The organism is Vibrio sp. 10N.261.46.A3 (assembly GCF_041472995.1).
Classification (GTDB): Bacteria; Pseudomonadota; Gammaproteobacteria; order Enterobacterales; family Vibrionaceae; genus Vibrio; species Vibrio coralliirubri.
In genome coordinates this window covers 38,904-55,747 of the sequence record NZ_JBFRRH010000074.1, presented here as the reverse complement: position 1 = coordinate 55,747, position 16,844 = coordinate 38,904, and the positions used below count along the sequence as shown (strand labels likewise).

General features: G+C 44.0%; 14 protein-coding genes. 8 read left to right on the top strand and 6 right to left on the bottom strand.

Translation table 11 applies throughout. From position 1 onward, the window contains the following. Window positions 1-32 precede the first annotated feature (32 nt). Together AB4484_RS17935 and AB4484_RS17930 are read left to right on the top strand one after the other, a co-directional pair. Complete coding sequence (locus AB4484_RS17935) at window positions 33-1,922, top strand: DUF294 nucleotidyltransferase-like domain-containing protein (protein WP_048609207.1); 1,890 nt, start codon at window positions 33-35, stop codon at window positions 1,920-1,922. A gap of 5 nt (window positions 1,923-1,927) precedes the next feature. Beyond that, window positions 1,928-2,644 (top strand): 3'-5' exonuclease, encoded by a 717-nt coding sequence (locus AB4484_RS17930; protein WP_050634574.1) that lies wholly within the window; start codon window positions 1,928-1,930, stop codon window positions 2,642-2,644. 77 nt (window positions 2,645-2,721) lie between these two features. Here the strand turns inward: AB4484_RS17930 and AB4484_RS17925 are convergent, their stop codons facing one another. Continuing rightward, window positions 2,722-3,414 (bottom strand): MOSC domain-containing protein, encoded by a 693-nt coding sequence (locus AB4484_RS17925; RefSeq protein ID WP_193842238.1) that lies wholly within the window; start codon window positions 3,412-3,414, stop codon window positions 2,722-2,724. 151 nt (window positions 3,415-3,565) lie between these two features. On the opposite strand from AB4484_RS17925, the gene AB4484_RS17920 reads away from it, so the two are divergent. Then, complete coding sequence (locus AB4484_RS17920; RefSeq protein ID WP_210455812.1) at window positions 3,566-4,381, top strand: helix-turn-helix domain-containing protein; 816 nt, start codon at window positions 3,566-3,568, stop codon at window positions 4,379-4,381. 25 nt (window positions 4,382-4,406) lie between these two features. On the opposite strand, the gene AB4484_RS17915 is transcribed toward AB4484_RS17920, so the two are convergent. The 4 genes from AB4484_RS17915 to AB4484_RS17900 form a co-directional block, all read right to left on the bottom strand. After that, on the bottom strand, window positions 4,407-6,296 hold the full coding sequence (locus tag AB4484_RS17915) for a diguanylate cyclase (RefSeq protein WP_372079613.1): 1,890 nt from the start codon (window positions 6,294-6,296) through the stop codon (window positions 4,407-4,409). A gap of 20 nt (window positions 6,297-6,316) precedes the next feature. Continuing rightward, on the bottom strand, window positions 6,317-7,465 hold the full coding sequence (locus tag AB4484_RS17910) for an extracellular solute-binding protein (protein ID WP_372079574.1): 1,149 nt from the start codon (window positions 7,463-7,465) through the stop codon (window positions 6,317-6,319). 352 nt (window positions 7,466-7,817) lie between these two features. Then, complete coding sequence (gene serC, locus AB4484_RS17905) at window positions 7,818-8,912, bottom strand: 3-phosphoserine/phosphohydroxythreonine transaminase (RefSeq protein WP_372079572.1); 1,095 nt, start codon at window positions 8,910-8,912, stop codon at window positions 7,818-7,820. A gap of 163 nt (window positions 8,913-9,075) precedes the next feature. Then, entirely contained in the window at window positions 9,076-10,338 is a 1,263-nt protein-coding gene (locus AB4484_RS17900; RefSeq protein WP_372079570.1) for a DUF945 family protein, read from the bottom strand. Window positions 10,339-10,521: 183 nt separating this feature from the next. On the opposite strand from AB4484_RS17900, the gene AB4484_RS17895 reads away from it, so the two are divergent. The 3 genes from AB4484_RS17895 (at window position 10,522) to AB4484_RS17885 (ending at window position 13,785) form a co-directional block, all read left to right on the top strand. After that, a complete protein-coding gene (locus tag AB4484_RS17895) occupies window positions 10,522-12,465 on the top strand; it encodes an ATP-binding protein (protein ID WP_268670836.1) in 1,944 nt (647 codons plus the stop codon). Beyond that, window positions 12,458-12,955: a response regulator gene (locus AB4484_RS17890; protein ID WP_268670837.1), complete on the top strand. Its 498-nt coding sequence runs from the start codon at window positions 12,458-12,460 to the stop codon at window positions 12,953-12,955. Before AB4484_RS17895 ends, AB4484_RS17890 begins: the two co-directional genes overlap by 8 nt. Before the next feature lie 287 nt (window positions 12,956-13,242). Then, window positions 13,243-13,785 carry a hypothetical protein gene (locus AB4484_RS17885; RefSeq protein WP_048609214.1) on the top strand — a complete coding sequence of 181 codons (543 nt, stop codon included), beginning with the start codon at window positions 13,243-13,245 and terminating at the stop codon, window positions 13,783-13,785. A 150-nt stretch (window positions 13,786-13,935) separates the two neighbouring features. Here AB4484_RS17885 and AB4484_RS17880 read toward each other — a convergent pair whose 3' ends face one another. After that, window positions 13,936-14,517 carry a TfoX/Sxy family DNA transformation protein gene (locus tag AB4484_RS17880; RefSeq protein ID WP_017060401.1) on the bottom strand — a complete coding sequence of 194 codons (582 nt, stop codon included), beginning with the start codon at window positions 14,515-14,517 and terminating at the stop codon, window positions 13,936-13,938. 358 nt (window positions 14,518-14,875) lie between these two features. Here AB4484_RS17880 and AB4484_RS17875 point away from each other — a divergent pair, with 358 nt between their 5' ends. After that, a complete protein-coding gene (locus tag AB4484_RS17875) occupies window positions 14,876-15,796 on the top strand; it encodes an HDOD domain-containing protein (protein WP_050643191.1) in 921 nt (306 codons plus the stop codon). Between the two features lie 54 nt (window positions 15,797-15,850). Further along, on the top strand, window positions 15,851-16,756 hold the full coding sequence (locus AB4484_RS17870; RefSeq protein ID WP_017071961.1) for a lysine exporter LysO family protein: 906 nt from the start codon (window positions 15,851-15,853) through the stop codon (window positions 16,754-16,756). Window positions 16,757-16,844 lie beyond the last annotated feature (88 nt).

The window sequence follows — 16,844 nt, the reverse complement described above, 5'->3', positions numbered from 1 at the left end:
CATGAAATCATATAAACCAATGGATGATCATTATGGATGCTGAGTTATTAGAGATTCAAAACTTTCTGGCACAATACCCCCCTTTCACAGAACTCCCTGAGGAGATGTTGGCGAAAGTGACCAGTAGCGTGGAAATTTCTTATTACCGCCAAGATACCCCTATCATTCACTTTGGTGATCAAATTCATGACTTATACATCGTTCGAAGTGGCGAAGTCGAAGTCTACCGTCGTAAAGGCGAGCTCTATAACCGCCTGGATGAAGGCCACTTGTTCGGTCAAATGGGCCTACTGACCAACAACAAGGTGCGTTTCCCTGTTAAAGCGACCGAAGATACCCTGCTCTACTGCATTCCTGAGCCTATCTTCCAAGAGCTCTACGACAACTACGACTCTTTTGCCGATTTCGTAGAAGTAGAAGATAATGCACGACTGCGCCAAGCCAACTCAGACAGCAATGACGCTAACGACCTAACAACATCCAAGGTTAAAACGCTGCTGACCAGTGAAGCGCCAATGATCGAAAAAACGCGCACCATTCAGCAAGCCGCGACCATGATGGCACAAGATAATGTTTCCTCTTTGCTGATCATCGACCCAGATATCGTTGAAGATGATGAAGATGACTCAACACCCGTGATTGGCATCATCACCGACCGAGATTTATGTACGCGTGTCCTCGCCGAAGGTCTCGACCCATCGGATGAAGTATCCAGCGTGATGACACCCGAGGTTATCTCACTCGACCACAACGCCTATGTATACGAAGCCATGATGACCATGCTTCGCTACAACGTGCACCATTTGCCAGTACTCAAAGATAAGAAGCCAATTGGGATTATCGAAGCGACCGATATTGTTCGTTATGAGTCTCAAAACTCGCTGTTATTGGTAAGTAGTATCTTCCAACAACAAAGCATTGAAGATCTGAAGGTGCTTTCCGAGCAAGTGAAAGACAGCTTTGTGCGCTTAGTTAACGAAGATGCGAATGCCCACATGGTGGGTACCGCAATGTCGGTAATTGGTCGTAGCTTTAAGCAGCGAATTATCGAACTGGGCGAAGAGAAATTGGGCAAGGCGCCTATTCCTTACTGTTTCCTCGCACTCGGCTCAATGGGACGTGATGAACAACTGCTGGTTACTGACCAAGATAACGCAATTATTCTTGATGATACCTACGACGAGAAAAAGCACGGTAAGTACTTTGAGGAGCTGTCGACCTTTATTTGTGATGGCTTAGACCAGTGTGGCTATGTGTACTGTACTGGCGACATCATGGCGACTAACCCAACGTGGCGTATGACTCGTCGTCAATGGGAAGAGTGCTTTGCCGATTGGATTGATGATCCAAACCCGAAAGCACTGTTGAATGCTTCAATCTTCTTCGACTTAGATGGCGTTTATGGTCGTCTGAAATGGGCTGAGCAATTGAACAGCTTTATTGTTCGACGCGCACGTAAGAACAATCGCTTCTTGGCGTGTCTTGCACGTAACGCACTCAACCGTACACCGCCGCTCGGTTTCTTCAAAGATTTCGTGATGGAGAAAGATGGCCGCCACAACAACTCAATCAACCTTAAGCGTCGTGGTACTGCGCCACTGGCCGATTTGATTCGTGTTCACTCGCTCGCGGTAGCGTCTCGCTCCAAGAACTCTTTCGAACGCTTAGATGACATTATTGACGCAGGTATTCTGCCAAAAGGCCGAGCTCAAGATTTGAAAGATGCGATGGAGTTTATCTCTCTGGTTCGTATTCGTCACCAAGCACACGATGTCGACAACAACATCGAGCCTGATAACAACATCGAGCCAGAGAACCTGTCTGACTTCGAACGACGTAATCTAAAGGATGCATTCCAAATATTAAGTAATGCACAAAACTTCCTTAAGTTCCGTTATCAAGCCAGCAACAAGTTTAAGTAGGGCCTATGAACAAACTATTCAGATCACCTGCGGTCGATTGGCCATTTAAGTTTGCTCAGAAGCTGGAACGAGCGAGAGACGAACGCTTAAAGCACTTTTATAGCCAGCCTCTTCCTGCGCCTGATACGCCACTTTCAGAAGTGATGTTCTTGGCTGTCGACTTTGAAACGACGGGTTTAAACCCAAACAAAGACGGCATCATCACCATTGGTTTAGTGCCATTTACGCTCAATCGCATCTACTTGCGACAAGCCAAACACTGGACGCTAAGACCAAAACAGAAGTTAGAAGAAGAGTCTGTCGTGATTCATGGCATCACGCACAATGACATCATTGATGCGCCAGACCTTAGTGAAGTGTTGGGCGAGATCTTAGAGTCAATGGCGGGACATATCCCAGTGGTTCACTATCGTCGTATCGAACGTGACTTTTTGGACAATGCATTGAAAGTGCGACTCGGTGAAGGCATTGAGTTCCCAGTCCTCGACACACTGGAGATTGAATCTCAGATCCAAAATAAACTGGCTGGTGGCTTGTGGAATAAGCTAAAAGGTAAGAAGCCAGCTTCAGTCAGACTAGGTCAGAGTCGTCGTCGATACCACCTACCCGACTACACGCCACATCATGCATTAACTGACGCTATTGCGACCGCCGAGCTTCTCCAAGCGCAAATTGCTCATCACTTTGACGCTGAGATGCCTCTGAAGAGTTTCTGGCTCTAACTGACGTTCAGTAGAACCTACACATTTTAAAGCCCACTATTTTTACAAGTGGGCTTTATCATTTTTATCGTCTGAGTTTATACGGCAGTTGGCCCAACCAAACGCATCTCCCAATCTTCAACTTCGCCCGTTTCGAGACGACGTTCAACCAGTTTCCCCCAAGACTCGACCAAAGGAAGTTCAGCCATCTGACTCAGTTCTTCTCTATCTAGGCTTCCGGTAAAGACAGCGCCCATAATGCGCGCGAGCGACCAATCAGGGTATGATCTTTCACACAGAGTAATCTCGTCACCTGCGCCAATATCGCCCTCTTCCAATACTCGAAAATACCAGCCAGTTCGAAGTGTGTCTTGCAGTCTTCTTGCCATATCGTTTTGCTCGAATCGCACATTGAGCTTCCAACAAGGCATACGCCCTTGCGAAACTTCCAACAATGTTGAACCAATCCGAATCTTATCGTTTAAACAAATGGACGCTTCAGTCACTCCACTTGAGCTTAGATTCTCGCCAAATGCGCCTGCAGATTGGAAGATGGTTTTGCTGCCCAAGTCCTTTTCCCAAACTGGGTAGTGTTCGCTTGGGTAGATATGAAGGGCTTTTTGAATGCCACCATGAAAACGAGGGTCACCTTGTTCGTCATTGGTAAAACCAAGCTCTGTAGCGTGTTGACGTTCCGATAAAACCTGTTTGTTGATGGCACTCTGTGTACCGTGAGCAAAGGCAACGGTTTTACCTACCAATACGCTGTTGATTACACCTAACTTCTTCATATCCCTTCCTTATTAATGGAAACTTTCTTACTGAAAACATACTTGCTGAACTGTATGAGGTAAGACGGCATCACACTCGACTTCATTCACTATGCCGAGCATGATAGCCTAACAAGCCAATGTCAGAGTAGAGATGTAAGGACAACTAACAATGCCAACCCGCCAAATAGATTCTCACTCCGATGTCATGACTTCCAACGAGATGATGGCTGCCAACCCCAACTCACCAGCACTAGTAAAGACCATCGACATGCCTAAAGGTTTCATCGATGCAATGCACCAACATACTTGGCATCAAGTGATCTTTCCAATCAAAGGTTTATTGCAAACTAAGACCGAGCACTACCAGCATCTTGTTCCGCACACTTCTGCGCTGTTGGTACCTGCGGGTATTCAACATGAATCTATCGCATTGAGCCATACGACGTTTGTCGGCATCTACCTTAACCCTACGTTTGGCAGTGAATATGAACCTGAAGTGCGAACCATTACCCTCACGCCATTTCTAAATGAACTATTGCAAGAGATCCGAAGGCAGTGCGAAGGATTGGTGAGTGATGATGAGGTGTCGCGTTTGCTCGCCGTTCTGCACGACCAAATAATGAAAGATAATGTGCAAACCTTTCAATTATTGCTACCCGAAGACAGGCGCTTGAAGCTGATATTCGAAGCGTTGACAGACACACCAAGATTAGATTATTCGCTAAAAGATTGGGGAGAAAAAGTCGGCGCATCGGAGCGAACGTTATCACGCTTGTTCTCAAAAGAGTTCAACACGTCATTTCAGTTGTGGAGACAACAAATCCGACTGATTTATTCGTTATCTTTGCTTGATGAAGAGCTCTCGATCCAACGTATTGCTGACCAAGTTGGCTATCAAAACGACTCTTCGTACATCAAAGCGTTTAAAGCTTATTTTAATGTCACGCCGCAGCAGTTTCGCTCTAATGGGCGTCGAAAATCGTGATAGCTATTTGTCAGCGTGATTGGCATTACTTCTCAACCACAGACAACGTTTGGTAATAACGACGCTTTTGCTGATACATATTATCATCAGCGACTGAGAACAATTGCTCAACGTCTGTTGAATCACTAGAGGCTGCACCAATCGAGAATCTGACAGGAATAGAGATACCCGCTTTAGTCTCGATTGCCTGTTGCTCCTGAGCAATGTACAACTGCTCAGCCATCTCTGCGACATTGAGCGAATTCGACTCTCCAGACGTTAAGGTAAGCACCGAAAATTCATCTCCACCCAAACGATATAGATTACTGGCAGGTGTCAATTCGTGGCTGATTACGTCGACACAGCGCTGTATCAGCTCATCCCCGACTTCATGCCCATGAACATCATTCGTCGTTTTCAAGCCATTGATATCAATAATGATCAAAGAAATCTGATTTTGATTGTCGTTAATGCTGCGTTTACTGAATTCAAGATCTTCATTAAAAGCTTTACGATTCAAACAGCCAGTCGGCATGTTAATCCGTGTAATATTTTCGAGCTCTAGCCAACCTGCTAACTGTTTTTGGTACATGTCAAAAATCAGAAGATCTTCTTCACTGAGTAGATCAAATGAACTTGAACAAAAATACCCGATTGCCGTCCCCTGTGAGTCACAGAGTATCAAGTCAGCCTCGCCAGTTCGGTTAAAATGAAACTGAATTGAATGTTGAGCAAGTAGTGTCTTTAACTCTTGATCGACCATTTGAGGAATCAACCGATACTCAGCCGCCTGTCTCGACGATGCAAACTGCACGATCTTTAAAATACGATGCTTCTGGGATTCTTCACGCGCGAGCGAATACGTTAACTTGCTGGTTTTCTCTTCAACTAAGTCCTCTAGCTGAACATTAAATCTTTCGAGTTTATCGTTGCTTTCGGTAAGCTCACGGACTTGGTACTGTATGCGACCCCACATGGTTTCCAATAAACGACTCAGCGTGACGAACTCTGTAAAACGATGTTCATCCACACTATGAGTCGGTGACTGGTTATGCGAATACGACGTAACAGATTCAGCCAACAGGTTTAACTGCCCTGAGAACCAGCGGCTTAGGAACAGAGCAAACACAATCGCGATGGCAAGCGTCGCCACCAATATTCTGACAAAGACCACCTGAGCTTGTTGCATCTCTAATAAGCGCGCACTGTCGGAAATATGATGTTTGACGTTCAGCACCAATTTGTCGGTAAAGAATTTACTGTCGATAGAGATAATGTTCGCACTTTGTTCAGAAGACTGAGCATCCGTTAAATCAACATAGTTAAACTCAACCGACTCATTTTGATAAAGGAAAGGCGTCACTTTAGTGTTAAGTCTGTCATACCCCATAAGAACCACAAGATAACCCTGCGGCGTGTATGTAGAACCTTCTATCAAACGATAAGGTAAAATCGGCGCGACAAAAGCAATACCGGCAGTGGCATTATCCGCCACTTCCGTTTCGGTAAACTCGGTATGGAACAATTTCCCTTGCTCATAAACCGATTGAGGACGCTTCAAGCTTTCTAATAACTGGCTCTGCTCAAAATGGTACAAGCTGCCTTTGCTGTCATAAATGGGCTTCCAGTTTTGGTCCAGAATATAAGTCGCGGACACACTCTCCGCTAGCGCATTGAAGCTATCCATCTTGTCCCAAACAACACTAGAGAAAAAGATATTACCACCCGCTTTAATCAATGATCGGTCTTGCGAATACCATTGGGTTAGGCTCGCCGTCAGCTTAATTTGCTCTTGTACGGTTTGACGAATACCGGTCGTAGAGTTGTCCAGCTTGGTTTCTTTTTGCTCTAAAGAACTTTGGTTTTGTTTATTGAGAATCAACTGCCCCGCGAGGTAAACAGGGAGCATTGAGCAAGCCAGCAACACCAAGCCCATGGTGTATTTTAATGATAGCTTCAATCTCTTACCCTCATATTCGCCGAGTAATATTGAACAAAATCATTGTAAAACTTATGCAGTTCACTCTTTGGCATCCCTGACTTGTAACGCTGATACGCCCGAGCCGATGCCTCCCAAACGATCGCCATCTTGTAGTCACTCGACATCATTTGCGACGCTTGGAACTCATCATACATATTTGAAAAGGTCTGGTTGCCTTCCTCAACACGGCGTTGATTAACCTCATAAAACGGCGACACCATGGCACTCGAGTGAGCTAAATAGGTGAAACTGTTTGATTGCAGGTATTGAACGACTTCTTTCAAAGCTAATTTCTTATCTGGGTTTTGCATGCCTTTTTCCGTGACAGCAAAAATCTTCGCACCACTAAATGAAGACATACTTTCGCCACGGTAGGTCGGCAACGAATTGATGTACAAATCTCGACCAAAAGCGGCATCGAGTTCGCTGAACGCCCAGTCGCCGTCAATCAAAAACTCGACTTCTCCATTGATGAATCTCTGCCTCGCGCAAATATCACTGCACGATGATTCGATGACTTTTTTCTGCTGCAACATATCGATGAATTCAAAGATAGCAACTAGCCCTTCACCGTTAACATTCTTCGACGATAATAAGTCTTCAGAGAAAAGCTGATAGAAAGCCAAATAGAAGTACATGTTTGGATTGGGAAAAAGCACACTCACTTGATCGGACTGAGCAGAGCGTTCAATTAGGCTCTCCCATGTCACAACTTGCGCTTGAGGCTTGCTCGAATAAAGAACGACCTGGTTTCCAATACCAACCGGTAACGCCTTAAGCTCACCGTTAATGACCACCGCATCGAGCGCTTTTTTCTCATAGCGTTGGGTATCGACCCAAGCCTCGGGAAGTGTCGCTAATTCGATATATTCAGTTAGACCTAAGAAGTCAGAAGGAACCCAAATGGCGTCGGGAAAAGTATTGTCTCTAGGGTCAGCAACAAGAAGTTCAGAACGAATACTGTTGACGTCAAACGAACGAATTTCTACACGATGATCAGTCATCGTTTCGATATGTTCTTTTACATAATCGGCCGTTTCATAATTAATACCAGCCCATATTTCAAGTGTGGACGAACAAGCAACGGCTGGAAATAGCATCGCAAATAGACTCAATAACCTCACACTTGATTCCTTGTGGTAAAAATTAGACGTTGGATTTTAATTGCCCATCAATAAACCGGGCGATGCGGCTTATCGCTCGCAGCTCATGATTAGAGATTCAGTTTTGGGCGACACGTTATATAGTAAAAAGTGTCTAAAAAACAGTTGGTACTCTCGCTTTAAGAGAAAGGTCTGCTCATTCCGATACATCCGTCATATCTCTGGATGACTGTTCTTACAATAAATCAACATACCATACCCTTTATTATTAACGACAAAAAAAATGCCGCAAAAGCGGCATTTATCTCGTTCGGTGCATTCGACACTATAAAAAATCAAATAAGCAATTTATCGGTCAAAGCCCTGTCATCGATTAAGCGTACTTCTCTTCGAAATCTTTCATGAAGCTAACCAGAGCTTGAACGCCTTCCAGAGACATTGCGTTGTAAAGTGAAGCTCTCATTCCACCTACTGCTCTATGACCTTTTAGCGATTTCAGACCTGCAGCATCAGCCAATTCTAGGAACTTGCCATCTAACTCAGGTTTGGCCAGTTGGAACGGCACGTTCATTCTAGAACGGTTTGCAGTGTGAACATCGTTTTTGTAGAAAGCTGAGCTATCGATTGCATCGTAAAGCTGCGCTGCTTTCTCTTTGTTCACCAACTCCATCGCCTCAACGCCACCTTGAGCTTTCAGCCACTTGAACACAAGGCCTGATAGGTACCAAGCGTACGTTGGTGGTGTGTTGAACATTGAGTCTTTTTCAGCAAGCACTTTGTAGTTCAGAATACTCGGCAACACGTCGTTTGCGAGTTCGAGTAGATCATCACGTACGATTGCAATGCAGATACCCGCTGGGCCAATATTCTTTTGCGCGCCCGCGTAGATAACACCGTACTGAGACACGTCGATCTTACGAGACAGAATGTTAGATGACATATCCGCTACGATTGGCTTATCCGTTTGAGGAAGTTCGCTGATTTCAATACCGTCGATGGTTTCGTTTGGACAGAAATGTACATACGCCGCTTCCGGGTCAATTTTCCAATCTTTAGCTGGAACAACCGCTGCTTTGCCATCAATTGACGTCTTCGCGTTGAATACATCGATTTCGCAATATTTGCTCGCTTCAGTCACTGCGCTTTCTGCCCAGTAACCCGCATCAATGTAAGTCGCTTTCGTCGCGTCACCTAAAAGGTTTAGAGGAACAGCAGCGAATTGAGCACGAGCGCCCCCCTGACAGAAAAGAACTTTGTAGTTGTCTGGGATGTTCAGAAGATCACGCAGGTCCTGTTCGGACTCGTCAGCAACTTGAATAAATTCCTTGCTGCGATGGCTGATTTCCATCACGGAAGTCCCTAAACCATTCCAATCAATAAAGTCCGCTTGCGCTTGTTTCATTACCGGTTTAGGCAGTGCAGCTGGGCCAGCACTGAAGTTGAATACGTTATCTAATGTAAGTTCCATGGGGATGATTGCTCCTGCTAAATAATAACTATGCAAGTAATACCATGTTTTACCCAACATAAAAACAACAAAAGAGGTCTTAAGACCTCTTTTGTTTTGTACCGTATAAAATGTTTAAGCTTAACCTGCTAAATCACCCTATCAGTATTCAAGCCTGCTCTGTTTATTGAACAAAAACCGGCATAAGTAGAGCGATTAATGGAATTTCTTGTCCATTTTCGAACACTAGGTTTCCATTTTCTAAGTCAGCGCTGATTTCATAACCACTTTCTGTTTCCTTGATCATTTCCATCACAAGCAATTCATCGATACCTTCACGGATGAATGGGTACTCTTCAACAAGTTCATTTGAGAAGCTAGAGTGAACGTTGCCCGTTAATGCAGGCATGATCATCGAAGGGTTGCTACTGATGTTTTCGGTCCCTTCCGGTACGCTCACCAACCACTTAGATTCGAACTGCCCCTTACCTAACTCTAGCGACATGTTGTTCATTGAAAGGTCGAAGCCTTTAGCAAACAGGATATCGATAAATGGAATGATCGCTGCAACGTCTTCTTGCGTCATCACAGGATTAGATTGGTAAATCTCAAAGATTTTCTCAAACGACTCGCTATCCAACTTCGACATTTCAAAATCGACGTTTAGGTTGTTCAACTGGCCTTCACTGGTCTCGATGTTTGCGATATCCAGCTTGAGGTTGCTGCGCAGACGCTTAGTAGCTTCATCTAGATGTGATTCAAAATCGTACTTAGAGTTTTCAATGGTCATGAAAGGCTGCATTGCAGAATCTGAAACCAAAAAGCTATCGATAGTAAAATTCTGAGTACCTAACCAGTAACCTTTCGCTTGTTGGCCTGAACCCACACCTTTCAGATTAGACAGCGTTACCTCTTCACCGGTTTCAAAATCAATTTGAACTGAAGGGATTGAAAGCTCGTAATCAACTTGGCCTAAAACAGTCGCATGGCCAGAAAGATTCGATTTAGTGATCGAGACCGAAGTCCCATTCTCATCAGAACCTTGATGATTGAACTGGCTTAACTCGAAGTTAAAGTCAGTGTTGCCGTTTAGCTCAGTGCTAGTTGTCAAAGTTAGAGGCAGAATATCGGTATTCTCAAACGTCGACAGTGCATTTAGGCTCACCAAACCGTGGCTAACCGCACTATTGATGACAAACTCACTCGGCAGACCATCAATCGCAAGTTGCTCTTTCAGGTTTTCATCCGTCACAGTTAGACGAGTGGTTACGTTGGAAGACAGGTAACCTCTATCGTATTCCACGATCTCAGCTTGAATGCTTGAATTGTTAAGCTTTGCAACGCCATCAGTAATCGCATTTTGTCCAATTTGGCCAACCGCTAAAGGCCAGCAAAGAGCCAATGAGATTGCGCCGCCAATTGCACCAATTTTTCTTAACTGTTCCATGAGTTCTCTTTCTACACGTGTCTGTTTTTTTTAGTCTAACCCATCAGTAGCAAACAAGAAACATTGAGTTAAATCAGTCTATTGCTCGATACTTCGATTGCCTCAATAAATTAACGGCTAGCTCTCATCCTTATTCGGCGGTTCTTGCTAGGCTAGAGACGTCGCTACTATTAAGGTTGAGCTGTGAATCAATACGCTGTTATCTGTTTGGACAATAATCCGGTTAGCATTGAAAGAATACGTTCGGAGCTGGCTCCGTTGGCTTCTGTATTCGATATTTATACTGCCGAGAACATAGAAGATGCTCATCACGCATTAGAAGATATTCATGATCACAACCAAACCGTTGCCTTGGTGATCACTCATCATCATTCTGAATTTAATGGCGTGCAATTTCTGATTGAACTTGAACAGCTGCCCCATAGTAATACCGCAAGAACGATATTAGTCAGCGCTTCGTCAGACATTCAATCCATTCTGACCGCTGTGAATGAAGGCAGGCTCAACCACTGTTTAACCAAACCGGTTCAAGATCAGGTTCTGTTCAAATCAGCGCAAAAAGAGCTAACGTCTTTTGTCATCCAATACGACTCAGAAAACCTGCTCTCTTACAGTAATGCATTGGATCAACAGCGCTTACTCAGAGCGCACATTGAGCAAAAGATTCACTCTTTCCAATCGGGTTTCATTCACGATTACCACCAGCTTTCGGATAATGCCCTTGCAGAGCGTGTCGTCAGTGCATTACAAGATGTGTTTTCAAAAGATGACAAAACCAAGGCTATTCGAGACTACTCGCCCGAACATCTGCTCACTGTAGAAGGTGAAGACAATCGCTTTTTATGGCTGATCATTGAGGGTGAAGCAGCTCTCTATAAAAAAGATGAGTTGGGGCAACAGCGGGAAGTGGTACGTCACTCCAAAGGGAACATTGTTGGCGGGATGTCATTTGTAACAGGTGAACCTTCGTTTTCTACCGCGATCACCCTAACGCAAACACGCGTTATCAAGCTGGATAAAGATAGCTTTGCTCAGGTGATGCATTCAAACAATACCCTGCTGCCTTTATTTACCAATCTATTGCTCCGTCATTTTAATCGACGTTTGCAACGCAGCATCACCAATAAGATCAAACTGCAGCAAACACTAGAATCATTAGAGTCTGCACATCAACAACTGATCGAAAAAGAGAAAATGGCGATGCTCGGGCAGCTTGTCGCGGGAGTCGCACATGAGCTGAATAACCCGATTGCAGCCATATTAAGAAGCATCGAAACTTTGTCAGACCATCTCGACCAGATATTGGCAAACCTATCCGTTCCAGAGTCCAATAAAGGGACTGACGTGCTAGCACATTCAAAGTTGGCTAAGCCACTATCAACAGCTCAAGAAAGACAGCTCGTAAAGCATCTGGCGTCGACTATTGATGACCGTGCGTTAGCTAAAAAAGCCGTAAGACTGAACCTGAGCCAAGACTCTGCGGTTTTAGATACCTTAAAAGACTCCCCTGTCGCAGGCAAAGAGCTACTCAATGACTTAGAGCATTACCACTATGTTGGAAACTCTATCCGCTCAATTCAAGTTTGCAGCAAACGTATTGCCGATATGGTCAAAAGCCTAAAAAGCTATGCCCGAGAAGATGAAGAGGTCCGCCACTACACAGATATCCACGAAGGGCTTGAAGATACCTTAGTGATCTTTGAAAACAGGCTCAAACACCACCAACTAGAGAAGCATTACGACACCGACTTGCCGCCTCTATTGTGCCAGTCGCTCTCGCTGCAACAAGTGTGGACCAACCTTCTCTCTAATGCACTTGATGCTCTTTCAGAGCGAGGCAAAGTGTCCATCACCACTTCTCAACAGACAAAAGGCGACGACACGTTTCTTGTGGTGCAAATCTCCGATACTGGCCACGGCATTGCCAAAGAAGACATCAACACCATTTTCAACCCTAATTTCACGACCAAAAAAGAAGGCAACTTTGGCTTAGGGATTGGGTTATCCATTTCTCAACAAATCGTTTCGGCTCATCAAGGGGTTATTTTGGTGGAGTCAGAGGTAGGCAGTCATACAAACATGCAAGTGTGGCTTCCATTCAAACAAGAAGGAGCACCTCATGAATAAGTACCTAATTTTATGTGTCGATGATGAACCTGAAGTTCTCAATAGTGTCCTTCAGGACTTGGCGATATTTGAAGAGAACTTTCTGGTTGAAGGTGCTGAGTCGGTCGATGAAGCCAAGCAAGTCATCAAAGAAATGGGACAAGAAGGTATTAAGCTCGCGTTAATCTTGTGCGACCACATCATGCCAGAAAAGACGGGCATCGATTTTCTGATCGAACTCAACCAACACGACGCGACTAAACCAACGCGTAAGCTGCTGCTAACCGGGCAAGCAGGGCTGGAAGATACTGTCACGGCCATTAACAACGCTGCACTTGATTTCTATATTTCAAAACCTTGGCAAGGCGATCAACTGAGAGACACGATTACTCAACAATTGACTGACTATGTCATTGCCAACGACAAGCAATTGCTTAACTGGACTTCGATCTTAGATACCGAGCGCATACTGACTTCAATGGCGGATAAACGCACCAGTTTTGGTGAATAGCACTGATTGGTTAATGGATACGGAGAAAAGCGGCATCCGATATAAGAGCCGTCCGAACACATACAAATTTCGGATAATTCGCTCGTCTATTTTTCTCATTCGCCCTAAAACATGAGATCTCCGTTACATACTGATCCTTAATTTGCTTGTTTTTTAACTAAATGAGTAAGGTTTTACATTTTAAAGGATTACTTTTCCGTGAGTTAGATTAAACTGTCTCAATGTTTATGGTTTGCCGATTTGTCTCAAACCAAAGGAATTAACACTAATATAGGTTTACGGTCGTTATGCGCAAAATTCTACTTACTACCGCTATGCTATTGGCTTCTGGTCAAGCACTAGCTGTTGATGAACAACCACAGGTAATGAGCAACTTTAACTATGATTACTTTGAAGCACGTATCGGTGCTAGCCCAGTAACATTTGGTGGTGCGTTCAGTAAGTCCATTCACCCGAACGCTCACGCTATAGCACGTATCGATTCAGAATTTGAAGGCGATTACGACTCAGCTGTAGGTCTTGGTTTCCATGCTCCATTAAACAACTGGGCAGATCTAACAGGTGAAATGCTAGCTCGTATCGTTCAGCCTGAGAACTCAAGCTCTACTGATATCGGTATGGAAATCAACGTTGGTGTTCGCCAATGGCTTGGTCCACAACTAGAAGTTGGTGGTAAAGGTGGTTACGTTTCTATCGATGACAACGATGATTGGACAGGTTCTGTTTACGCGCGTTTCCACTCTACAGAGCTTTTCTCTCTAGGCGCTGAAGCTCGTATTAACGACTTCTACGGTGACCAACTTATGTTCACTGCTCGCTTCAAGTACTAATACTTAAAGCCCAGCTAGCTCTTAACGAGCACTTAGCCTTTTGATACTTAGTCTTTTAAGAAATCCGGCTAAGACAGAAACAAAAAAACCGAGGACATTCCTCGGTTTTTATTTATTAACAGTAATCTTAAGCATATAAGGCAAACTTCTTTAGTGGCAGCTCTTTAGTAATTGCTGCTTGCGTGGCTCTTGTAATAGTTTCCAGTGAATACCATCAATTGCACCCGCAAATTTCCAAAGTAGTTTTAGGTCAACATCGTTTCCATACGCTTCGCGAACCTTATTAAACACTTCAGGCGCGCCCAACTGCATAAACATTGAAACATCATCCACACCCGCCTTTTTAACCATGCGCTCTAACGTAAGCTGCATGTTTGGTAGATCTCTTAATCTACGGCTAGCTGATGACTTCTTGAAGCTACGCTGCTGAATTGAATTATCGATTGAAGTACGAATAATACTATCCAATTCAGGATGTTCACAGGTAAACAGATCCGTAATGTCGTAATAGTTTACGGTTGCTGTTGTCTGCTTCTTTACATGACGATACTTTTCACAATCAAGATCGGTCAGTTTTTTATCTAATGATTTTCCACCTCTAATGAATAAACAACCTTCACTCAATAAAGCGAACATAGCGTCATTTTGAAAGAGGCCAATACCTCCGAACATAGAACGTTTTTGATGCTCACCAAATTGATTCACGTAATTAATAAATGCTGTCTCGGTCATATCCATTGATCCTTAATCAAATTACCCCGATTAGGTTGATCACCAGACAAGCAGCTTGTTATGCGAAAAATTTTAAATCTATTTTGTTATTCTATAGGTGAATATTATGGTTTCGTTTTTCACCTTTAAATAAATCATACTTCGAAAAGAAAAATAAGTCTGGACTTAGTTCACATCAATCAATTGAGTATTCTGGTTTTTCATGATTGACGTCACAGTAAACTACCAAACCATGCTTGAATTTGGACACCTAGTGATACACCGGTTCAAATTATTAAAGGTTATGTGGACGGATGAGTATTGCCTCGCAGCATCGCGGCTTGTAAAATGGCAAGACATACATGTTTTTACTTTTTATATGAATCATTTATCGTTTTTCTGGCTACCTCAAAATAAGGCTCTTCTCTTAAAGGGTCTAGAATCAGAGTTTGCCCAACTTGTTGGACATTCTATCTCAGCGGGAAAAATAACACTTCCTCCTATTCCTAACGTTGTACTGAAGATTCAATCGCTTTGTACCCTTGAATCAACTGGGATTGCTGAAGTTGCCGAGTGCTTACTCGAAGACCCAGGCCTCGCTGCTATTGTCATTCGTGTGGCTAACTCTGTCGTATTTAACCGACGCAATATTACTTGTGTTGATATTATGACGGCTGTGTCGCGCCTTGGCATATTAAGAGTACGTGACATCGTGACGGCTCAGGCTATTGAGCAACTCAAACACTCAGTCAACCTCAGTAAAGAGTGTAATAAGTTATTGGTTCAGAGCGCTTCTGTATCAAAAGAGCTAGGCGCTACTATGGTGCTTGTTACCAACAGCTTCAAAGAGCTCTCCCCTACTGAATACCGTTACCTTGAACATGAAAAATCACTGCTTGTTGGATTACTGGCTGACATTGGATTGTTCTGTTTGGTTAGCGAATACCACCTCTACCTCGAAAATGGCAATTACTTAGATCACGACATCGCTCTACAAATCTTCCAAGGCCAATGTTCCGCTACCAGTAAATTGGTGCTTAACCGTTGGGGTTTCGACAGCGACTTCATTGATGTGTGTAGCAATACCATCAATAACCATGAACAACGTGAAGTGTCTTACTTGGATATCGCTCGAATCGCTAACCACCTGCTGATGTTCAGAAACAAGGATGAGAACATCGATGATCACGAAGTTGAACTTAACGTGACTGGTGCAGAGGTGCTTTATAAATTAAGCAACTTGAGCAAGCATGATTTTAATGCAAAGCTAAGCGACGTGATCAATACTAGCGGCTTCTAAGTCACTGTTAAATTACAAGTAAGTGTAATATGAAGTAAATGCAATGGGGAAAGCATGTTTACAGGGATGATCTTTATATTTGCGCCACTCGTCGTGGGGTATCTTTTTGCAATTTCGAACGCTCAGACATTAGAATTTATCAACCGCTCAACATCGCGGTTGATCTACGTGATTCTGGCGTTGATGGGACTAAGCTTAGCCGCCCTCGATAACCTAGGCAGTAATCTGCAGACAATCCTTCTATATACCGTCACTTTCTTTGTCTGCTTAAGCGTTTGTAACCTAATGGCACTGCCCGCTATTGATAAGTTATTGCCACTCAAAACCGACAGTAGCAAGAAGAAGCTTCCCCTTTCTTCGATGGCGATGGAATCTGCCAAACTCATCTTAGTGGTGGGTTCAGGGCTAATCGCTGGCTTAGTGCTGCCTATTGGCCTTGATTGGGTTGATACCGCAAGCGAATGGATTCTGTTTGTTCTTCTATTCTTTATCGGCATTCAGCTGCGTAATAGCGGACTCACACTTCGTCAGATCTTACTCAACAAGCACGGCATGGTTATCGCAATCACTATTATCATCACCTCAATGTTGGGTGGTGTCATCGCGGCTTACATCCTAGATATCCCTCTGTTCAAAGCCTTGGCAATGTCTTCTGGATTTGGTTGGTACTCTCTGGCTGGTATTTTAATGGGTGACGCCTTTGGCCCTGTCTATGGTGGCGCTTCTTTCATGCTCGAGCTGTTAAGAGAGTTAGTTGCCTTGGTACTGATTCCAGTGCTGATTCGCAGCTACCCATGCACTTCCATTGGTTATGCTGGTGCGACTGCGATGGACTTCACCTTACCGGTCATTCAAACAACAGGCGGCGTTCGATGTGTGCCTATCGCTATCGTCAGTGGCTTTATCCTCAGCTTGCTTGTTCCGATATTGATGTTGTTCTTTGTATCTCTTGCTAACTAGATCGCAGGAATAGCGTTTGTTTTAGATTAGAATGCAACTCGAATACCAATGCCCAAGACACCGATACAGTTACCGAAATAAAAAGACA